The sequence below is a fragment of the Vibrio maritimus genome (assembly GCF_021441885.1).
Taxonomy (GTDB): domain Bacteria; phylum Pseudomonadota; class Gammaproteobacteria; order Enterobacterales; family Vibrionaceae; genus Vibrio; species Vibrio maritimus_B.
In genome coordinates this window covers 1,914,553-1,933,629 of sequence record NZ_CP090439.1, presented here as the reverse complement: position 1 = coordinate 1,933,629, position 19,077 = coordinate 1,914,553, and the positions used below count along the sequence as shown (strand labels likewise).

Here is a 19,077-nt window from a genome sequence, read left to right as displayed (position 1 = left end):
GATGCATGCTTAAATGAAGTAGATGAGGTCTAGGCTTTCTTGCACGTAGGGTGGTTAATATCGTAGGCAGGCAATTGGTCTGCTTTAGCCTTTAAATCGTTGATGCGAGTGTCGTGTGACGGGTGGGTAGAGAGTAGTTCTGGTGGCTGGTTTCCACCTGAGGCTTTAGCCATGTTTTTCCAGAGTTCAACACTTTGATAAGGATCGAATCCGCTTTTCGCCATCAGTTCTAAACCAACAATGTCTGCTTCTGATTCTTGCGTTCTCCCGTAGGGTAGGATAACACCATATTGAACACCTACCCCTAGTGCGGCCATGGTCACGTCTTTATATTGAGAGCCCCCTAAAGCTACGCTGGTAACTTGCAGCCCTGTATTAGCTAACTGTGCTTGTGACAGGCGTTCGTTACTGTGATCGGCGAGCACGTGAGCAACCTCATGACCGATGACTGTCGCTAGTTGATCTTGATTAACGGCAACATCAAGTAGCCCAGTGTAAACACCGATTTTTCCGCCGGGCAAAGCAAAGGCGTTCACTTGTTCTGAATCGAATACAACCACTTCCCATTCAGCAAACTCTGGTTGGGGTGGCACGTGGTCGGTTATCGCTTTCGCAACGCACTGGACGTACTCATTAATGCGTTTATTAGTGCTAACTTTTTGCTCTTGTTTCATCTGTTCAAATGACTGCGCACCGAGTTGACTCATTTGTGCATCAGAGAACAAAATAATTTGGCCACGTCCAGTTGGAGACGACGAACAAGCCGCTAAAGCTGCGGTAACCGCAGCGGCGCAACACACCTTTGTCCAACGTTTCATTTTAGAGACTCCCTTGTCCTTTAGTGAGATGTTTGCCATTCGCAAAAACTACAGGCATCATTCTTATCATTCAATCACTTAAGTATAGGATTTATCGATGAGTATTTGGAAGAAGAATATGTCATTAGAGTCGCTTAATCGCACTTCTAAGAACACGCTGATGGAGCATCTTCAAATCGAATACACCGATTTTACCGACGACACCTTATCCGCAACGATGCCTGTGTGCAGCTTTACCCATCAGCCACTTGGGATGTTGCATGGCGGGGCTTCAGTCGTGTTAGCGGAGACTCTTGGTTCGCTAGCAGCAAACTACTGTGTGGATGAAAACCACTACTGCGTTGGACTCGATATCAACGCAAACCATATTCGAGCGATGCGCTCTGGTCATGTGATCGGCACGGCTCGCCCCGTGCACCTAGGGGTGTCGACGCAGGTTTGGCAGATTGACATTACGGATGAAAAGCAGCGACTTGTTTGCACAAGTCGACTCACGATTGCCGTGAAAAAGCAAAAGAAGGCAAAACAATGATCGTCGATTTTTCCCAAGGTAAAGTGATTGCGACGCCGCACGAGATTGTCGTTCGTTTAACGCAAGGTCAAGTCACGCTTCAAGCTCAAGTGGATGCTCTTCAGCTGATATTGCCAGCTTGCGTGTTGTCGGCAAATGGAGCGGAATGTAAATGGTCAGTAAAGCTCGATACAGTCGAACAAATAGAGGCCATTGCTTCTGAGTGCGGGATCGAGATATTGCGCTTGTAACTTGCTAATTTTGCCGATAAAGAGGAAACTAAATTCCAACAGCAATAATGGATTTTCCTCTTTATGAGCAGCCCTCGTCTTCGAAAGCAATTCGAAATATTATTTGAACACTTCTCTGGTCAAGATGCAGACACGCAACTCGATGATGTGACCGGAATTTTGTTTTGTACCCGCCGCAACGCTCGAATTGTATTGAATAAACTGGAAGAAGAGGGATGGATAGAATGGCACCCAGCTGCGGGGCGCGGTAAGCTTTCGAAGCTCATCTTCAAGCAAAATCGTAACGATGTAAGCGAGACTTTAGCAAGACGTTATCTTGAAGAAGGGCGTATCGGTCATGCGCTAAATGTGCTCGATAAAGATGCCAATAGACTTTCAAGTGTTATCCAAAGTTATTTAGGCGTGTCTCAATCTGATGGTAAACAGGTGATTCGTCTGCCTTACTATCGTCCTCTTTCGATGCTAAATCCGGCAAAGCCGATGCGTCGCTCCGAGATTCACATTGCACGCCAAGTGTTTAGTGGCCTGACTAAGTTCGATGAAAATGACGAACTACAGCCAGATCTTGCCCATCACTGGCAACAAGTCAGCGATACTCAATGGCGCTTTTATATTCGCCCCGGTGTTCGTTTTCACAATGGCGAACTCCTGAAACTCGAGCATGTTGTTTCTAGTATAGAATCGCTCAAAACTAAGAACTTATTTCGTCACCTAGAGCGAGTCGACACTCCATCTCCCTGGGTGATTGATGTTTATTTCGCTCAGCCTGATCACCGTGCACCGCAGCTGTTTGCGGAGAACGCAGCTAAAGTTTTGCCTCCAGAATCTATGCGTGGCGAAGACTTTGATCGTTATCCAATTGGCACGGGTCCGTATAGTGTCACCACCAACAATGATAAACGACTGATTTTGACAGCATTCGATGGCTATTTTGGCTATCGACCACTGCTCGATACCGTTGAGGTGTGGGTAGTCGATGAAGTCCATTCATCATTGGTTTTCCCAAGTCTTGCAGACCCTATTGCGGGCGCGCGCTCCGATATTCAAGATGGTATCGACCTTGATCCGGGTTGTACCTACCTGCTTCTAAACCGCGTTTCGGGAATCGCCCAGCATGATGCTTGGGCTCGTTACTTGTCCAGAAGACTTAACTCACTCGATATTTTCCGGATGTTAAAGGAGACGACGATTAAAGAATTAGGGATAGTGCCTGCCCATGGCATCAAACCTGGCTGGTATCATCAGCCACTATCCTCTGATGAGTCGGCGGAAAACAAAGCAGAGCATGAGTTGGATAGAGAGATCCGTATCGCTTATTACTCAGAGCACCCGACGTTCCCAGAGATATCACAGGCGATTGATACGCTGTTGAAACAAGATGGGATTCGAGCCAAGTTTATTCGATATGGAGTAGAGTCCCCAAGTCACGAAGAGGTGGATATCTGGATTCGACCTATGGGAATAGCCAGTAACCGAGAAGATGCCTTAGCAGGATGGTTGTTGGATTACAGCGATATTGAGAAAATGGCGAGGGGCGATGACTTCAGTGCCTGGTCTGATTTAGTCACAGCATGGCGCAGCCAAGCTCACGTTAAGTTTCCTGCTCAAGAGATTGGCAAGCAACTGGTGCAGGGTTATCAGGTGATACCTCTATTCCATTGCTGGCTAGGTATCAGTAAAGATCATTGCGGTAGCTTGCAAAACGCGAAATGCAACGCGCTAGGTTGGTTTGATTTTAGTAAAGTATGGGTCAAGCCTGATAACTTAGAGGTCTCTGAGTAATCATGGCAAAACCAAATAAAAAGGCACCCTCTAAAGCCGTTAATATCTTTTGTGCTAAGTGTGGATGTAAGTTGTATCGCTATCGCAAAGGTGGAAAAGGGGCGCTTGTTAAGTGTTTTAAAGAGCGTATAACGGAAGACTACACCGGTGCGCTGGGTGTGTGTCCTGATTGCGAGAGTGTATTTGGTAGAGACACCCTGATAAGGGGAGCGCCAGCTATCAAGATGATAGGTGGGAAGGTTCGGATGAAATAGGGCATCAAAAGGAAAGGGTTCGATGAAATCAAACGCAATCACAGTATTGACGACCGTCGCAACAGACGAGCAAGCCAACAAATTGATAGAAGTCCTGCTGGAATCAAGACTCGCCGCATGTATCCAAACTCAAAACATTGGAAGTCATTACGTCTGGGATGGAAAAATCTGCCATGACGAAGAGGTCATGCTTATCATCAAATCCACCAATGAAGCCTACTCAAGACTTGAGCGAACCATTATTGCCAATCACGACTATGAGGTGCCTCAAATAGTGGCATTGCCAATTGAGGCGGGCTATCGACCGTATCTCAATTGGCTAAAACAACATGTTAATCCTTACTAGGGGTCTTTAGCCCAAATAGAATCAAAGCGGTTACGGCACCCAAAGTGTCGCATAGCATGTCTTTTTGCGCATCCCAGATATCGCCTTGAGATCCTAAAAACGCAATCCCTTCATCGCCGCCCGCAAGCGCGGCGTACCACCATTCAATGATCTCATAAGCCGCCGCTAAACTCATAATTGCAAACAGAGCAAACATCATCGCCGGAAGTTTGTTCATCACCTGTTTGCGGTAAACGTACTCTGCAATAGGGAAGGCGTACAAACCTATGGAGAAGTGGGCGACTCTATCAAAGTTATTTCTCTCTGAACCAATCATCTGATTGAACCAATCGAACGGCACTTCGGCGAAGGTGTATTTTGCGCCAATGGTGTGTAAACAGAGCCAAATGAACATGAGTATGTATGCAGTCTTTGAGAACTGAAACTTACGAGAGACCGCCCAAATAAGTACAAGTATACCGACTGCTGGAATGATCTCGGCCACCCATACTGCTCGTGAGCTTGGGGCGATTGCAGAAAAGGCAAACACCAGACAGTAAAAGCCTGTGAGGAAAGTGAGTATAGGGCAGTAACGTCGCGAAGTAGGGTAGTTCATAGTTAGCATTCAGCCAAAGAATGTGTGATAAAGCATAGTATAAGAATAATAAAACACCGTTCAATTACTAAATATGTTTAATTGGCGATCAAGTGCACAAAAGAGTGACTTTATTACAAAGCTCTACATCAGTTTCTTTGAAAAACCGCCAACTTTTTTCTAACATCTGCACCAAATCATAACGACAAGAAAGTAAAGTCATGAAATTAGAAACTGTTGATTATCAGGCACCCGATGCAGCCGAGCAATTCGTCACTTCGTTACGCGAAACTGGTTTCGGTGTTCTTAAAAATCACCCAATCCCTCAAGAACTCGTCGAATCGATTTATGAGAACTGGTATCAGTTCTTTATGTCGCAAGACAAAGATGACTATCAATTTAATGTTGAGACTCAAGACGGTTACTTTCCACCGAGCGTGTCTGAGGTAGCGAAAGGTCATACTGTAAAGGACATTAAAGAGTACTTTCATGTCTATCCATGGGGACAGATTCCTCCAGAATTGAAAGAACAGATTCTGGATTACTATGAGAAAGCGAATAGCTTTGCTCAGGAGTTGTTAGGCTGGGTTGAAGCTCATGCGCCAGCAGAGGTTCAAGAGAAGTTTTCCATTGCTTTATCTGAAATGATCAACGGTAGCGAAAAGACGCTCCTCCGAGTACTTCATTACCCACCAATGACTGGTGAAGAAGAACCTGGTGCTATTCGTGCAGCAGCGCATGAAGACATCAACCTACTGACAGTGTTACCGGCGGCGAACGAGCCTGGACTGCAAGTGTTAAGCAAAGAAGGTGACTGGCTAGATGTACCTTGCGACTTTGGCAACTTAATCATCAACATCGGCGACATGCTACAAGAAGCCAGCGGCGGATATTTCCCGTCAACAACTCACCGAGTCATCAATCCAACCGGGGCAAAGCAAGAGACATCTCGCATTTCTCTCCCTTTGTTTCTGCACCCGAATCCAGAAGTTGTTCTATCAGAAAAGTACACTGCGGACAGTTACTTGATGGAGCGTCTGCGTGAACTTGGCGTAATCTAGTAAACATCGAAAAGGGCTCATGCGAGCCCTTTCCTGCTTTAATTAGCGTCCTACACCTGCCGTCCAATTCTCGCGGCATACATGCCAACTATAGCGTAATCCCTGCCAACTGTTACGTCATCCCTGCGCAGGCAGGGATCTTCTCAAAGCGATCTCAACACAGCATTACCGCTCCACAATCCCAACCGGCTGCTCAGCATCACGTGCCATCGCAATCGGGTCCACTTTCAGAGTTTGCGTTGGATAAGCGATATCAGCACCATGCTTTTTAATAATCGCCATTATCTTGAGTAGTACATCTTGCTTCACTTCATGATAACGCGCCCAGTTGACGGTTTTGGTAAAGGTATAAACAAAGAAATTAAGGGAAGATGGACCGAATGCATCGAAGTTCACCATCAGTGTTTGAGTTGCGTCGATATCCTTGTGTTGCTCCAACATCGCTTTCACTTCATCAACAATCCCATCTATTTTATCTCCGTCGTCGTAGCGTAGTCCGATGGTTTCGTAAATTCTGCGGTTTAACATACGTGATGGGTTTTCTACCACGATGTTACTAAACACGGAATTTGGAACATATAGCGGGCGCTTATCGAAAGTTCGAATAATGGTCATGCGCCAGCCAATTCGCTCAACGGTACCTTCAATAGAGCGATCAGGAGAGCGAATCCAATCACCGACCTTAAAGGGTCTATCGAAGTAGATCATCATTCCGCCAAAGAAGTTGGAAAGCAGGTCTTTCGCCGCCAAACCAACAATCAAACCACCGACACCACCAAAAGTCAGAAGACCCGAGAGGCTTAATCCAAGCGCCTGCATGATGGTAAGAATGCCGATGGTGACAAAAAACAGGCGAGCAACTTTCGCTATGGCCTGAACGGTTGTCTCATCGCGCTTTTTTTGGTCGAGTACATGAGCTTCAACATTCGAGATCAGGCGAAGGGATATCCAGATAAATGTAGAGATAACTAAAATTAAATCTATCTTACCTAACCACACAACATCGTCGTCGGAGTGAGTGGCGAGTACCAACCCAATCGAAACGGTGGCGGGCCAAACCCAGATGAGCATACTGATTGGCGCCTTGACGGCTTTAATTACCAGGTCGTCCCAAGCCAATTGGGTACGATCTGCTAGTGCTTCAAGACGCCCATAGATCACTTTCCAGATCACCCACAGGAAAAAACTACCGGTAGTAATGAGTAGCACATTGCTTAGCCAGTCATAACCGAAAGATTGAATATAGTTTTGGAGTAAATCCATCGAACTATTCATAGTTGAAGAGCACCTTTTGTTGAGCGGTTTTATCTCTACTGTTCAAGTTTAGAACTCAAAAGAGATTATGTAATTATCAGATATTACTGAATTTTTGGGCAAGATTACATTTCCATACCATATTTAATAGGAAAGAGCGCGATGATAAGCATTAAATCGCTCCAACAAAACACGCATTAGGTGCAGGTATGAAAGCAGTGACAAAGCAATACGCAGTGATTGGTTTAGGCCGATTTGGGATGACGATTTGCAGGGAGCTTTCCGAGGCAGGAGCTCAGGTTCTCGCGATAGACATTAGCGAAGATCGAGTGAAAGAAGTGTCTGGTTATGTAGCTCAAGCCATTATCGCGAATTGCACCATTGAAGATACGGTGGCAGAGCTACGATTAAATGAATATGACATGGTGATGGTATCCATTGGTAATGACGTCAATGCCAGTATTCTCACAACGCTTGTTTTGAAAGAAGCCAAGGTTAAAAAAGTCTGGGTCAAGGCGAACGATAAGTTCCAGTTTAAGATTCTCCAGAAAATAGGCGCCGATAAGATCATTATGCCTGAACGTGATATGGGCGTTCGTGTCGCTCAGAGAATGCTGGACAATCGAGTGTTTGCGTTCAACGAACTTGGCAGTGGTATGGCGCTTACAGAGATTGTCGTCGGAAGTAAGTTAATGGGGCAGACGTTGGGCGAGGTGAATCTGTGTCGCTCGGATACCATAAAAGTTCTTGGGTTTAAACGAGGACCAGATATCGACCCAAGTCCTTCATGTGATCAAGTATTAGAAATGGGCGACATGATCATTGTTGCCGGACCCGAGAAAGAGCTTTACCAGAAGATAAGAGAATCATGAGCCGACGCTTTCAACGAGGAGCGCTGTATCCTCTGAAACGAAACAGCCGACTCCCAATGCCATCAGAGCCCTATTTAATCGTTGCCAGTTTTCTTGGCGTATTGATCCCGTCTGCTTTGTTGCTCACATTCCCGGTCTTTTCGGTGACTGGACTCAGTTTTACTGATGCTTTTTTTACAGCGACCTCTGCGATTAGTGTGACTGGTTTGGGAGTTGTGGACACAGGCCAGCACTTTACCTTGTCCGGCAAAATCCTGCTCATGCTTTTGATGCAGATTGGCGGGCTGGGCCAAATGACCCTATCAGCGGTCTTGCTGTATATGTTTGGCGTTCGATTGAGCTTGAAACAGCAGGCTTTAGCGCAAGAAGCGCTGGGTCAGGATAGAAAAGTAAACATAAAAGGCTTGGTTAAGAAAATCATTATCCTTGCATTGGTTGCAGAAGCAGTCGGCGTAGCGATTCTTGCGTTTAGGTGGGTACCTGAGATGGGTTGGAATCAGGGGCTGTTCTACGCCGTTTTCCATTCTATCTCTGCGTTCAATAATGCAGGCTTTTCACTATTTTCAGACAGCATGATGAGCTTCGCTTCGGATCCGGTTGTTCTACTGGTTTTATCGAGCCTGTTTATTTTCGGTGGTTTGGGTTTTACCGTGGTGAGTGATGTTGCACAGAATGGACATAAAGGTTTCGCTCGCTTGGGATTACACACAAAGGTGATGTTAACCGCGACACCGATATTGCTGTTTAGCGGAACTTTAATGTTCTTTTTACTTGAGCGAAGCAATGCAGAAACGTTAGGCGCTTTGACACTAGATGGTCAATGGCTGTCTGCATTCTTTCAATCTGCAAGTGCGAGAACTGCGGGCTTCAACAGTGTCGATCTAGAAAAATTTGGGCAGCCAGCGCTGCTAGTGATGATCATTCTGATGTTAATTGGCGCCGGTTCCACATCGACTGGTGGGGGCATAAAGGTGTCGACCTTTGTCGTTGCATTTTACGCCACTTGGGCGTTCTTAAGACAAAAGCAATATGTAGAGATGTTCAACCGCACTGTGAGTTGGCAGACGGTGACGCGTTCTTTGGCCATCATTGTTGTAAGTGGTGCAATACTGACGCTCGCGATGTTTCTTCTTATGGTTACGCAAAATGCCGCATTTGATAGAGTGGTGTTTGAAACCATTTCTGCGTTTGCCACCGTAGGCTTAACAGCGGGACTAACCGCTGATCTGAATGACCACGGTAAGTGGATTATGATCGTTGTCATGGTCATTGGACGAATAGGGCCACTCACGTTGGCTTATATGTTAGCTCGTCCAAAGCCTACCTTACTAAAATACCCAGAAGATAATGTGCTAACGGGTTAACTGAGAATGAGTACGTTGGCGCTGTAAAAGAAAACGCGACACCCGGAAGGATCGTTAGGTGTCGCGTGCGTTCAAGTATTTTTGTCAGCGCCACGCTTGCAGCATAGGTACGTGTTGCCAAACTTACTTGTCGAACAAAGGTAGGAACTCTTCGTAGCCTTGCTGCGCGAGAAGATTTTTAGGGACGAATCGCATCGCGGCAGAGTTCATACAGTAGCGCAGGCCCGTTGGCTCAGGGCCATCTTTAAACACGTGACCGAGGTGTGAATCACCAAACCGGCTTCGCACTTCGGTACGTGGATAAATCAGTTTGTAGTCCGTAGTTGTGACAATGTAACGCTTATCGATAGGTTTAGTGAAGCTCGGCCAGCCGGTTCCCGATTTGTATTTGTCTGTTGATGAAAACAGCGGCTCGCCAGTGACGACATCGACATAAATACCATCTTGCTTGTTATCCCAATACTTGTTGTCGAACGGTCTCTCAGTACCATCTTCTTGAGTCACGTAGAACTGGAGCTCAGTGAGCGTCGCTTTTATTTCTTTGTCCGTTGGTCGCGTGTAGCTTTTGGTGTTCGCTTGACGGTCAATCATCTGACGGAGTGTGACAGGGTTATCCTTGCGGTCATCTCCGAAGATATCATCCAAGTACTGGTCTCGGCCTGAGTTGTATCTGTAGTACTTGTACTTCAAGCTGCTCTTTTTGTAATAATCTTGATGGTAATCCTCTGCAGGCCAGAAGGTGTCGTACTTTATAAGCTCTGTTGCCAGCGGCTTTTTGAAGACGCCTAATTTGTCTATTTCAGCCATAAACGTATCGGCCACCTGCTTTTGCTCATCATTATGGTAAAAGACTGCCGGTCTGTACTGTGGTCCCCTGTCTACGAATGAACCTTTGTCGTCAGTAGGGTCGATGTGTCTGAAGAAGTGGTCAAGGACTTCCTCGTAACTGACAACAGCCGCATCAAAGGTTACTTGGATGACTTCAATATGAGCCGTTTGTCCACTTGCCACTTGTCTGTAGGTTGGATCTTCGAGTTGTCCACCTGCATAACCTGATACCACGTCTACGACGCCTTTCAACTGCTCGAGGTCAGACTCAGTACACCAGAAACAGCCTCCTGCGAGCGTTGCCACTTGAGGTTGTGCTGGTTGCGTTTTGTTGTCGTCAGCCATTCCAGATTGGCTGGTCAACCCGAATATGACGGGAACGGCGATCAGTAACGACAATATGAGTTTGGCTAAGTTGGTCATAGTTACTCCTGAGACTTGATTGTCTAATTTCCTAATAAGACACAACAAACGCGCTAAAAATTTCAAATTCGCTACTTGTCGGGTTACTATCCTTATCAATATTCTCATCTGCCACTTAGAGGTTTATATGCAAGCGGAAGTGAAATGGATCGAAGGATTCAAGTTTTTAGGTCAATCTCAGTCGGGTCATTCTATTGTCATGGATGGCAGTGGGGGCGAGACAGCGCCAAGTCCTATGGAAATGGTACTAATGGCTGCTGGTGGTTGTAGCTCTGTTGATGTTGTTGATGGTCTGAAATCTGCGAATCAAGATGTCACTGATTGCACAGCCAAATTAACAACGGAAAGACGTGAAACAGCACCGCGAATCTTTACTGAAGTTAACATCCATTTTGTTGTTTCAGGCAATAACTTGGATGAGGCATTGGTTGCTAAGGTTACTAAGGACTCGCTCGAAAAATACTGCTCAGTTTGCTTGATGCTGGGTGAGGGTGTGAAGATGACGCACTCTTGGGAAATCGCATAAGGAAACAATGTGGACGAAAGGGATTTCGAACATCTCATCGTGGTATTAGGTAAGCGCCTGAACAACGATGCTCTGACGCCAGAGGGTGAATCTCGTGTTCAAGCTCTGGTCGACAGGGCAATGATACAGGATTTTTCTAATACCATAGTGGCGTTTTGTGGTGGTGTAACCAACGGGCAATCGCTGTCTGAAGCGGAGGCAATGCATCGACGCTTTCTCGAGTTGGTTCCATTCGTGAAACGAGAATTAATTGGTGCACTAATCATTGAAGATGAGTCGACAAACACGGTAGAGAACATTCGGAATTTAGCGGAAAAGCTCATAGATAGTGGCTTGGTTAGCAAAAATAAACCGTTAAATGTCACTTTGCTTTCTAGTGATTACCATTTGAAGCGAGTCTTTACCATTCAAAAACTTCTTGATGAGCAGGGACTTCTTAAACACCTTGAATACTGTTGTGGTGAAGCGGGGCTGACAATTAACTTGTCTTACGAGACTCAAGATCACATCCTTGTACCATATCCCCACAATTGCCTCTCAGGGCAACTATTTGTCCTCATCGATCAATTAACCATATATAGGGTCTTCTTAGAAGGGCAAATGAACAACGTGTTTACTCAACCGTTCGAAGAGCTCATCTCCAAACCTTATGAAATCGCAATAAGTGCACTTGATGGAATAGATAGTATATTAGATATTAATAATAAAGAGTGCCAATTATTGATTGAACAAATGCCTATTATTAGAGCACTCGTTGATAACTCTGCGAATATACACTCAGCAACTCGTGTAAACGAACACCTTCCATTGTTGGATACTCTGCTTACCTTCTTCAATCGCTATGTTGACCCTGAGCAAGATCAGTCAGTTAAGTGGTGGAAGTGAGACCTATCTCTATTTGTTCTACTCATTTATAAATTATTCACTCAATAAGTTCGACTAAAACAATAGTTTTCCTAGACTTACTATATCTAAACTTTTGTCGTAATGAATATCGGGCAACGGAATGAACAAACTCGAGTTATGGAACAACTTGTCAGTAAAACACAAAATGTTGTTGCTGGTTTTACTGCCACTAGCATTAATTGTTTTCCTCGCATCTCGCCAAATCACGTCCCTCAATAACCAACTTGCTGATCTAGAGAAAGTAGAGCGTTTGGTCAGATACTCAGAAGTGCTTTCTGATGTCCAATCTAAGGCAAATGACGCAAGACCAACATCAGATGTAGTCGATATCACAAGCTCACTAGAGTCGTTGAAAGTATTGGGCGCTGAGATATTTCCATCAGATGAAGCGGTTAGGCTTTCAGGGTTGTTGGACGACTATCAAGAGAGTGTGGTGTCCGTTGCTGAAGTTGCAGACTATGTCGAAAAGCAAGAACTCGTAGAATGGCAGGTGGATACCTACAAACAGATATTAATGATTATCGAAAAGTCGCCAGCGAAAGCCGTTCTTCCGGTCGTGGATGGTCATATGGTGGCACTTTCGCAGCTAGAGTGGTTGGTTTTTTGGGCCGATGAAGAAATCTGGCAAACGAGCGCTTTGATTCAAAGTTATCAATCTGGAGAAGCGACAGACGAGTTGAGTAAGCAAGAGATCGCCAATCTGGTACAAAACCAACAGTTATTCGTTGAGCGCTTCGTCGCCATAAACGCCGATCCTATGCAGGTCAACCTTCTGCTTGATTCATTTTCAAATCCTGCTTTCGAAGAGAGCAGTATGTTCAGAAACGTATTGCTTAGTAGCGAAGGTGTCGCATCTCTAAGTGGTGCTGAGATTAAAGCGGGCATTGATGCATTAAACCTTCGCTCCAATCTGATTCAAGGCGTTTCACTGTCTATTGAAGAACAACTACGTCAGGAAATCCGCACTCTAGTCGCCGGCTTTGAACAGCAACGTATGGGATTCTTGACGGTAGTATCGCTACTCACCGTAATGTTGATTGTCATTGGCGTGAATCTAGCTCTTCGTGTCACGAGAAACCTAGGGTTGGTGCTCAAATTTTTAGAGCAAGAAGATGACAGTCAGGCTATCTCACTAACGAGTAAAATTGGCGGTAAAGATGAATTAAGCCGATTTGCTAAAGAGGTAGAGCGCTTGACGCATGAGCGTATAGAGGGAGAGAAGCGACTTCTTGAGGCGAAGGAAGATGCCGAGCAAGCTAAGGAAAACGCGATTCAAGCAAGTAAAGCGAAGAGTAGTTTCTTGGCTAACATGTCGCATGAGATTCGAACACCGCTAAACGGTGTCATTGGTATATCAGAAGTGCTATCGGATACCGATCTTACCGCGACCCAAAAAGATTATGTCGACACGATAGAAACGTCTTCACATCTTCTGCTCAGCTTGATTAATGACATTCTGGATTTTTCTAAAATTGAATCTGGCATGCTACAGATCAACCCGCATTCAACGTCTATTCGTGAAACCATTTATGACATTGCGTCTATCGTAGCACCTAAAGTGAAAGAGAAGGGGATAGAACTCAACGTTGATATTGACTCTAAAGTTCCTTTCAGGGTCTTGGCAGACGATCACCGAATGCGCCAAGTCTTGATGAACTTCATGTCCAATGCCGTGAAGTTCACTGAAGAAGGTACTGTAACCATTGGTGTTCAGTACCAGGGCGAATCTGAGAATATGGCGAACTTACTGTTTGAGGTTAAGGATTCTGGTATTGGTATCGACAAGGCGAGACAGTCAAAAATCTTTGAAGCATTTGCTCAAGAAGATGACTCCACTACAAGGCAGTTTGGTGGCACTGGCTTAGGTCTGGCAATCAGTACGCAATTAATCGAATTGATGGGTGGTAAGATCCAGCTTGATTCAGTCAAAGGTGTAGGTAGCCGCTTCTACTTTACACTGTCTTTGGCTATCGATGAGCATGACTATCAACACAGAAATCCCCTCGTTTACGACGAGTTGGTGATGGTGTGCAACTCGAGTGTCTACGAAGAGCGAATCAAACGAGATCTGCAGTTCTATGGATTGACCGTTGATCGTGTCTCTCAATCTTTAAATGAGTTGAGCCTCACTGATGCAAGCAATAAGACACTGCTCATCTATGTAGATGGTGGTGGTGTGGACTCAGAAGAAGACAGTAAACGTTTTGCAGAAATTAATGGGCAAGGCACCGCTATTTGCCTTATCAGACAATTTGATAGTGCTAATAAAGACTTTGGTCGAAACATCTGCGCACTGATTACCTATCCGTTGCTCGGTAATCGATTACTGAAATCTCTAGAGGCTTGCTGTAAGTCATTGGCGCAAGGCGCGGTCTATGCCTCTGTGGGTAGCAAAGAGGTCGATAATCGTATTCGAGTACTCCTCGTAGAAGATAATCTGGTAAACCAGAAAGTTGCCACGCTTCATTTGAAGAAGATTGGTTGTGAGTTCGATGTTGCTAACCATGGACAGGAAGCGGTTGAACTGTATGAGAAAAACCAAAACTATACGTTTGTCTTGATGGATTGCATGATGCCAGTGATGGATGGGTTCGAGGCGACTGAAAAAATTAGGCAGCTTGAAACCCAGTTGGGGATTGCGCGTACACCTATCATCGCATTGACAGCCAGTGTAGTGGATGACGATATTCAAAAATGCTTCGATAGTGGGATGGACGATTATGTACCTAAGCCATTCAAGGCGGAAATCCTCAAAGAGAAAATTGTCTCTGCTATTGAAATGAAGCAACAAGAACTATCAGATACAGTTCAAGAGCAAACGCCAGCTATTCAAGAAATTGTCGTTCCGAAGGAAACCGTCGTAGAGGCGAGCGGAGATTCGAACAAACCAAGTCCTGTAGCGAGCAATGGGTCGCGAATTTTGTTAGTTGAGGATAACTTAGTGAATCAAAAAGTGGCCTCACTGCATTTAGCGAAGGCTGGATTTGAATACGACATTGCAGGTAATGGTCAAGAAGCGCTGGAGCTATACCAGAGCAACGTTAACTACGACGTGATTTTGATGGACTGTATGATGCCGGTAAAAGACGGTTTTGAAGCGACTCAAGACATTCGAGAGTATGAGAAACAGCAGGGTATGAACCCGACGCCGATTATTGCTTTGACGGCGAGTGTGGTCGATGATGACATTCAAAAATGTTTTGATGCGGGAATGGACGCTTACGTTCCTAAACCTGTTAGACGAGAAAAGTTGCTGCATGAAATGAGCAATTATCTTTGATTAAGAGATCTAATATAGAGCCGTCACACTACGTGGCGGCTTTTTTTATGGGAACTCTAGTCTAGTATGTCGGCGCAGCATAGTTACCTTAGGGGGGACGCTAGAAAATCAGATATAGCCTCATAAAATAACCTTCCTTTTGAACAACTGAGATACGCTATGCTTGCTGTTGCTTTCCTAGTAACCCTATGTTGCCTGTTGGCTTTGCCAATCCTAATCAGTAAGGAGAAATACGTACTGGACGATGTTCATCGTGCAGAAGCTCCGGGTCGATTTGTCGAACTGAAGTTAGGAAAGGTTCACTACCAATTAGAGGGCGATCCTGACGCGCCCTTAGTCGTGCTTGTGCACGGGTTCTCAGCTCCGTCTTATATGTGGGATAACAATCGCACCGTAATAGCGAACGCGGGATATCGTGTTCTGACGTTTGACCTTTTTGGTCGCGGTTATTCATGTCGTCCGAAGGTTGACTATGATAAAGCGCTTTTTGTCGAACAAGTTCGAGAATTGACAGAGTTGCTTGTACCTAACAAACCATTTCATATCATAGGGCTCTCTATGGGAGGGGCAATAACCTCCGCATTTGTTAAGCAGTATCCAAAGAGAATTTTGAGTGTTGGTTACTTAGCACCATTTAATCAAGCCATTGATATTGGAGCACTAACCCTGCCAATCATTGGAAAATGGTTAGGCTATACCTTGTTCATACCTAAACTTCCGGCAAATCAGACTAACGATCTCGTTGCACCTGACCAGTTTCCGTTTTGGTCAGATAAGTTTAGTGAACAGATGAAATACAAAGGCTTTAGCCGTGCGGTAATTAGCACCGGTCGTCATCTAATTACAAAAGATCCAAGTGAAGATTTTCTAGACGTGGGTACGCTTTCGGTTCCAAAACTAGTGCTCTGGGGAACGGAGGATAAAGTTATACCCCTGTCGGATCTAGAGCGTGTTGTCCAATTACTTGGTGACAATACTTCATATAGCGTATTTGAAAACGCAGGGCACGCATTGCAGTATGAATGCTATGAAAGGGTGAACAAACGAATCATCGAACACCTCAATCATGTTTAGTGAATTGTAATAACAAGAAACGCCAAAACATATGCTATGTTTTGGCGTTTCTTATCGTCCCACTAGGGAGAAGAACGTTAAGCTGTTGCTAACGTGAGGTTGTTCATCCAGTAACGCTTGAGGTAGCGATGGAAACAGAGTGAAAACTTCACGACTTCTTCTACCAACATACAGGTGTAAACCAGTTTAAATTCCAATCCGAAAATGAAAGCAGCTGATGCAGTAAGCGGTAGTCCGACACACCACATCGCGATAAAGTCCATTCTTAGACAGAACTTGTTGTCACCACCCGCTCTTAGAATGCCATTAATGATGATTAGATTGAGCATGCGCAACCAAATCGCACAACACAAAATAACCATTGCAGGTGAGGCGAGTGGGTGAAGTTCTTGAGTCGTCAAGTTCAACCACGACAATATGGTTTCTCTACCCATGAGTAGGCCCGCTCCTGTCAACAAACCAAACACTAGTACCGCCTTGATAAAAGTTTTTGACATGTTGAACGCCTGTTCAAACTCGTCTCTGCCCAGTGACTGACCCAATAATATCGAACAGGCTACAGAGATCCCAAAGAACAGAGAGTAACAGAGCGACTCAAATGGCCCCATCATGCTAAAGACAGCAAGCTCCGTCGTCCCCATATGCCCAAAAATGACTTGGTACATTAAGGTACCCATCGCCCATAATACGGCATTCAATGTTGTCGGAATCGCAAGTAATTTGTAAGACGCCCATAAACGGGTCGCGTTATCCAGAACTTGCTCTCTCATCAACCAGTGATTACGTGCTTTTAAGTAGCCCCAGATAAACAACACCTGCAGTAAGCGAGAAATGGTGGTGGCAAGTGCTGCACCTGCGACCCCCATTGCTGGCACACCCCAACCACCTTTGATTAGCCAGAAGTTCAGTGCGATGTTGATAACAATCGTCACTGCACCTAATACCAATGGTGTGACAGCGTCACCTGAAGAGCGCATTGCGGATTCTGCAACGATGACAACGTGAGTCAAGATCAATACTGGGAACGCATACCACAGGTAGGTCGCACCAAGCTCAATAACACTCGTGTCCGTCGTTTGCAGCATCATGATGTAGCTGGAAAAAACAGTGATGACAAACGTCACAGGAACAAGCAGTTTCGCACCAAAAATCATTGATAGTTTGGTGATGGTCTTTGCACTACGCTTGTCTGAGCACCCCCAATACTGAGCAACCAAAACGCCATTCGCTGATGCCATGCCAGCCATGATCATAATTGCTACGAAGTGCCATTTAGAGGCGATACCCACCGCAGCAGTCGCTTCCTTACCAAAGTCACTGACCATAAGCACATCCGCTAACGCCAAAATTGCGACCAATGCACTTTGAATCGCAACTGGGAACCCCAACTTGACGACAGCGGATAAAAGTTGACTTTGAGCCACACCGTTAGATGACTTAAGATGGTGTTGAGTTGTCATAGCTGCCTCCTAATTCAGTAAGTTAGAGATTGAATAATCGCGTGAAGAGTGTGGGGGTATTAACGTCGCTAATATAAGAAAAACGGTATTACGAAACCATGTTCAAAAATAGACAAAACCTGTGCAAATCCGTCATTGAGCAATTTCGCAGCAAAAATGAATGGGTGGATGAGGTGCATTTATCTGAGCTGTGTGAAGAGCGCTTTCTATCGGCAAGCGATGTGCCTGAGTTTTCGTCGGAAGACATCTTTATGTCAGGTATGGCGAATCTGATTGACAGCTATCATGTTGAACGTGGGGGTGTCGATGTCCACACGATATTGTTCACCATAGAAGGTGGCGGTATTTTGATAACAGAAACAGAGGTAACGGCGATAGAGCCCTACACTGTGGTTGTGTTGCCAGCAAACAGCGCGTTTCGTTTCGAAATAAACCCTCAGTATCGTCATTGGCGCATGATTTGGTTTCTACCAAAGAATCGCCCGCGTTGGCAGATGTTTGCTGATTTGGGGCAAAAGGTGCTGCCGTTCAATGGCTGTGAGCGAATGTGGGCGTTAATGACCTTGTTGTATGCGGAGATTGGTGGTCGCTCGAGTTATCGAAAACTATTGGTGAGTGAAGTATGTCGATTGATAACGGGCTATGAATCGCAAACCACAGACTCAACAGTGAGGGTACAAGCCCTGTTTGCGCAAATAGAAAGTCAATTGCACTTGCCTTGGAGCGTTAAGTCGATGGCGCATAAGGCGTTTTTGAGCGAAGAGCAATTAGCTCGAATATGTAAGCAGCTTTACGGTGTCTCTCCGAGGACGAGGTTAATTAACCTAAGAATGGAAAAAGCCTGCGACCTACTTGAGAATAATGATTGGTCGGTATCTATGATTGCAGAGCGACTGGGCTATCGAGACCCGTTTAACTTCACCCATCGATTTACCAAGCAGGTCGGCTGTTCTCCATCGGCTTATCGCAAACGTATGTTAGAAAAGTCGACCCACTAGAAAAAATGACGAGCTATCTGTGGTTAAATCAACCCTTGGATAGTGCTTGATTTAGCCATTGATCAAATTGGGTTTTAGGTAATGCGCCATTGATCATGTCGACACGTTGACCAGATTTGAACACCATAATGGTAGGAATGCTTCTGATTTGGAACTGAGCCGCAAGTTGTTGCTGTGCTTCGGTATCGACCTTTAGAAAGCGAACCTCTCCTTTGCGCTCTTCAGCAACTTGCTCAAAAACAGGTGCAAACCCGACACATGGGTTACACCAAGTCGCCCAGAAGTCGACAACGACAGGTTGTTCACTGTTAATCAAAGCACTAAAGTTATCTAGAGTGCCCTCAATAGGGCGACCGTCTAGCAGTGGCGTCTTGCAACGACCGCAGTTTGGAGACTCAGAGAGTCTATCGATTGGCAGTCGGTTGAGACCATTGCAGTTTGAGCAGCGTGTGTTGATTGTGGACATTACTTTTCTCCTTTCTATACCCTAGTTTT

Annotated in this window: 18 protein-coding genes and 1 pseudogene; 13 read left to right on the top strand and 6 right to left on the bottom strand. The window is 45.3% G+C overall.

What is annotated here, in order from left to right; all coding sequences use genetic code 11:
* Positions 1-29: 29 nt before the first annotated feature.
* Positions 30-818 (bottom strand): M48 family metallopeptidase, encoded by a 789-nt coding sequence (locus LY387_RS25115; RefSeq protein WP_234496853.1) that lies wholly within the window; start codon positions 816-818, stop codon positions 30-32.
* Positions 819-915: 97 nt separating this feature from the next.
* Between LY387_RS25115 and LY387_RS25110 the strand changes: the two genes are divergently transcribed.
* The 5 genes from LY387_RS25110 to cutA all read left to right on the top strand — a co-directional run bounded on the left by LY387_RS25110 (position 916) and on the right by cutA (position 3,962).
* Positions 916-1,350 carry a hotdog fold thioesterase gene (locus LY387_RS25110; protein ID WP_234496852.1) on the top strand — a complete coding sequence of 145 codons (435 nt, stop codon included), beginning with the start codon at positions 916-918 and terminating at the stop codon, positions 1,348-1,350.
* The gene (locus LY387_RS25105; RefSeq protein ID WP_234496851.1) at positions 1,347-1,580 is read left to right on the top strand and encodes a DUF3389 domain-containing protein; all 234 of its coding nucleotides are present in this window, start codon (positions 1,347-1,349) and stop codon (positions 1,578-1,580) included. The genes LY387_RS25110 and LY387_RS25105 overlap by 4 nt, the downstream gene beginning before the upstream one ends.
* Before the next feature lie 63 nt (positions 1,581-1,643).
* Entirely contained in the window at positions 1,644-3,362 is a 1,719-nt protein-coding gene (locus LY387_RS25100) for an SgrR family transcriptional regulator (RefSeq protein WP_234496850.1), read from the top strand.
* A 2-nt stretch (positions 3,363-3,364) separates the two neighbouring features.
* The gene (locus tag LY387_RS25095) at positions 3,365-3,616 is read left to right on the top strand and encodes a hypothetical protein (protein ID WP_234496849.1); all 252 of its coding nucleotides are present in this window, start codon (positions 3,365-3,367) and stop codon (positions 3,614-3,616) included.
* Positions 3,617-3,638: 22 nt separating this feature from the next.
* Positions 3,639-3,962 (top strand): divalent-cation tolerance protein CutA, encoded by a 324-nt coding sequence (gene cutA, locus LY387_RS25090; protein WP_042471445.1) that lies wholly within the window; start codon positions 3,639-3,641, stop codon positions 3,960-3,962.
* On the opposite strand, the gene LY387_RS25085 is transcribed toward cutA, so the two are convergent.
* A complete protein-coding gene (locus tag LY387_RS25085) occupies positions 3,949-4,557 on the bottom strand; it encodes a DUF2238 domain-containing protein (RefSeq protein ID WP_234496848.1) in 609 nt (202 codons plus the stop codon). The genes cutA and LY387_RS25085 overlap by 14 nt on opposite strands.
* Positions 4,558-4,757: 200 nt before the next feature.
* Here LY387_RS25085 and LY387_RS25080 point away from each other — a divergent pair, with 200 nt between their 5' ends.
* Positions 4,758-5,597: an isopenicillin N synthase family dioxygenase gene (locus LY387_RS25080; RefSeq protein WP_234496847.1), complete on the top strand. Its 840-nt coding sequence runs from the start codon at positions 4,758-4,760 to the stop codon at positions 5,595-5,597.
* Positions 5,598-5,762: 165 nt separating this feature from the next.
* Here LY387_RS25080 and LY387_RS25075 read toward each other — a convergent pair whose 3' ends face one another.
* Positions 5,763-6,872, bottom strand: coding sequence for a mechanosensitive ion channel family protein (locus LY387_RS25075; RefSeq protein WP_234496846.1), 1,110 nt, complete (start codon positions 6,870-6,872; stop codon positions 5,763-5,765).
* Between the two features lie 188 nt (positions 6,873-7,060).
* Between LY387_RS25075 and LY387_RS25070 the strand changes: the two genes are divergently transcribed.
* Together LY387_RS25070 and LY387_RS25065 are read left to right on the top strand one after the other, a co-directional pair.
* The gene (locus tag LY387_RS25070) at positions 7,061-7,723 is read left to right on the top strand and encodes a potassium channel family protein (RefSeq protein ID WP_234496845.1); all 663 of its coding nucleotides are present in this window, start codon (positions 7,061-7,063) and stop codon (positions 7,721-7,723) included.
* 59 nt (positions 7,724-7,782) lie between these two features.
* Positions 7,783-9,087, top strand: a pseudogene (locus LY387_RS25065) (TrkH family potassium uptake protein); the annotation flags it as partial.
* A gap of 123 nt (positions 9,088-9,210) precedes the next feature.
* On the opposite strand, the gene msrB reads toward LY387_RS25065, so the two are convergent.
* Complete coding sequence (gene msrB / locus LY387_RS25060; protein WP_234496843.1) at positions 9,211-10,338, bottom strand: peptide-methionine (R)-S-oxide reductase MsrB; 1,128 nt, start codon at positions 10,336-10,338, stop codon at positions 9,211-9,213.
* A gap of 127 nt (positions 10,339-10,465) precedes the next feature.
* Here msrB and LY387_RS25055 point away from each other — a divergent pair, with 127 nt between their 5' ends.
* The 4 genes from LY387_RS25055 (at position 10,466) to LY387_RS25040 (ending at position 16,124) form a co-directional block, all read left to right on the top strand.
* The gene (locus tag LY387_RS25055) at positions 10,466-10,864 is read left to right on the top strand and encodes an OsmC family protein (RefSeq protein ID WP_042471459.1); all 399 of its coding nucleotides are present in this window, start codon (positions 10,466-10,468) and stop codon (positions 10,862-10,864) included.
* Positions 10,865-10,873: 9 nt separating this feature from the next.
* A complete protein-coding gene (locus LY387_RS25050; protein WP_234496842.1) occupies positions 10,874-11,749 on the top strand; it encodes a YdcF family protein in 876 nt (291 codons plus the stop codon).
* A 121-nt stretch (positions 11,750-11,870) separates the two neighbouring features.
* The gene (locus tag LY387_RS25045) at positions 11,871-15,050 is read left to right on the top strand and encodes a response regulator (RefSeq protein WP_234496841.1); all 3,180 of its coding nucleotides are present in this window, start codon (positions 11,871-11,873) and stop codon (positions 15,048-15,050) included.
* A 159-nt stretch (positions 15,051-15,209) separates the two neighbouring features.
* On the top strand, positions 15,210-16,124 hold the full coding sequence (locus tag LY387_RS25040; RefSeq protein ID WP_234496840.1) for an alpha/beta fold hydrolase: 915 nt from the start codon (positions 15,210-15,212) through the stop codon (positions 16,122-16,124).
* 77 nt (positions 16,125-16,201) lie between these two features.
* Here the strand turns inward: LY387_RS25040 and LY387_RS25035 are convergent, their stop codons facing one another.
* Positions 16,202-17,584: an MATE family efflux transporter gene (locus LY387_RS25035; RefSeq protein WP_234496839.1), complete on the bottom strand. Its 1,383-nt coding sequence runs from the start codon at positions 17,582-17,584 to the stop codon at positions 16,202-16,204.
* A 98-nt stretch (positions 17,585-17,682) separates the two neighbouring features.
* On the opposite strand from LY387_RS25035, the gene LY387_RS25030 reads away from it, so the two are divergent.
* On the top strand, positions 17,683-18,582 hold the full coding sequence (locus LY387_RS25030) for a helix-turn-helix transcriptional regulator (RefSeq protein WP_234496838.1): 900 nt from the start codon (positions 17,683-17,685) through the stop codon (positions 18,580-18,582).
* Positions 18,583-18,610: 28 nt separating this feature from the next.
* Here LY387_RS25030 and trxC read toward each other — a convergent pair whose 3' ends face one another.
* Positions 18,611-19,048 (bottom strand): thioredoxin TrxC, encoded by a 438-nt coding sequence (trxC, locus tag LY387_RS25025; protein ID WP_234496837.1) that lies wholly within the window; start codon positions 19,046-19,048, stop codon positions 18,611-18,613.
* Positions 19,049-19,077 lie beyond the last annotated feature (29 nt).

Excerpts from the sequence above, each read along its gene's own strand:
- LY387_RS25085 (WP_234496848.1), bottom strand. The coding sequence starts at position 4,557 with ATGAACTACCCTACTTCGCGACGTTACTGCCCTATACTCACTTTCCTC.
- LY387_RS25035 (WP_234496839.1), bottom strand. The coding sequence starts at position 17,584 with ATGACAACTCAACACCATCTTAAGTCATCTAACGGTGTGGCTCAAAGT.
- LY387_RS25045 (WP_234496841.1), top strand. The coding sequence starts at position 11,871 with ATGAACAAACTCGAGTTATGGAACAACTTGTCAGTAAAACACAAAATG.
- LY387_RS25055 (WP_042471459.1), top strand. The coding sequence starts at position 10,466 with ATGCAAGCGGAAGTGAAATGGATCGAAGGATTCAAGTTTTTAGGTCAA.
- LY387_RS25040 (WP_234496840.1), top strand. The coding sequence starts at position 15,210 with ATGCTTGCTGTTGCTTTCCTAGTAACCCTATGTTGCCTGTTGGCTTTG.
- trxC (WP_234496837.1), bottom strand. The coding sequence starts at position 19,048 with ATGTCCACAATCAACACACGCTGCTCAAACTGCAATGGTCTCAACCGA.
- LY387_RS25070 (WP_234496845.1), top strand. The coding sequence starts at position 7,061 with ATGAAAGCAGTGACAAAGCAATACGCAGTGATTGGTTTAGGCCGATTT.
- LY387_RS25115 (WP_234496853.1), bottom strand. The coding sequence starts at position 818 with ATGAAACGTTGGACAAAGGTGTGTTGCGCCGCTGCGGTTACCGCAGCT.
- LY387_RS25080 (WP_234496847.1), top strand. The coding sequence starts at position 4,758 with ATGAAATTAGAAACTGTTGATTATCAGGCACCCGATGCAGCCGAGCAA.
- LY387_RS25030 (WP_234496838.1), top strand. The coding sequence starts at position 17,683 with ATGTTCAAAAATAGACAAAACCTGTGCAAATCCGTCATTGAGCAATTT.
- msrB (WP_234496843.1), bottom strand. The coding sequence starts at position 10,338 with ATGACCAACTTAGCCAAACTCATATTGTCGTTACTGATCGCCGTTCCC.
- LY387_RS25100 (WP_234496850.1), top strand. The coding sequence starts at position 1,644 with ATGAGCAGCCCTCGTCTTCGAAAGCAATTCGAAATATTATTTGAACAC.
- cutA (WP_042471445.1), top strand. The coding sequence starts at position 3,639 with ATGAAATCAAACGCAATCACAGTATTGACGACCGTCGCAACAGACGAG.
- LY387_RS25095 (WP_234496849.1), top strand. The coding sequence starts at position 3,365 with ATGGCAAAACCAAATAAAAAGGCACCCTCTAAAGCCGTTAATATCTTT.
- LY387_RS25105 (WP_234496851.1), top strand. The coding sequence starts at position 1,347 with ATGATCGTCGATTTTTCCCAAGGTAAAGTGATTGCGACGCCGCACGAG.
- LY387_RS25110 (WP_234496852.1), top strand. The coding sequence starts at position 916 with ATGAGTATTTGGAAGAAGAATATGTCATTAGAGTCGCTTAATCGCACT.
- LY387_RS25075 (WP_234496846.1), bottom strand. The coding sequence starts at position 6,872 with ATGAATAGTTCGATGGATTTACTCCAAAACTATATTCAATCTTTCGGT.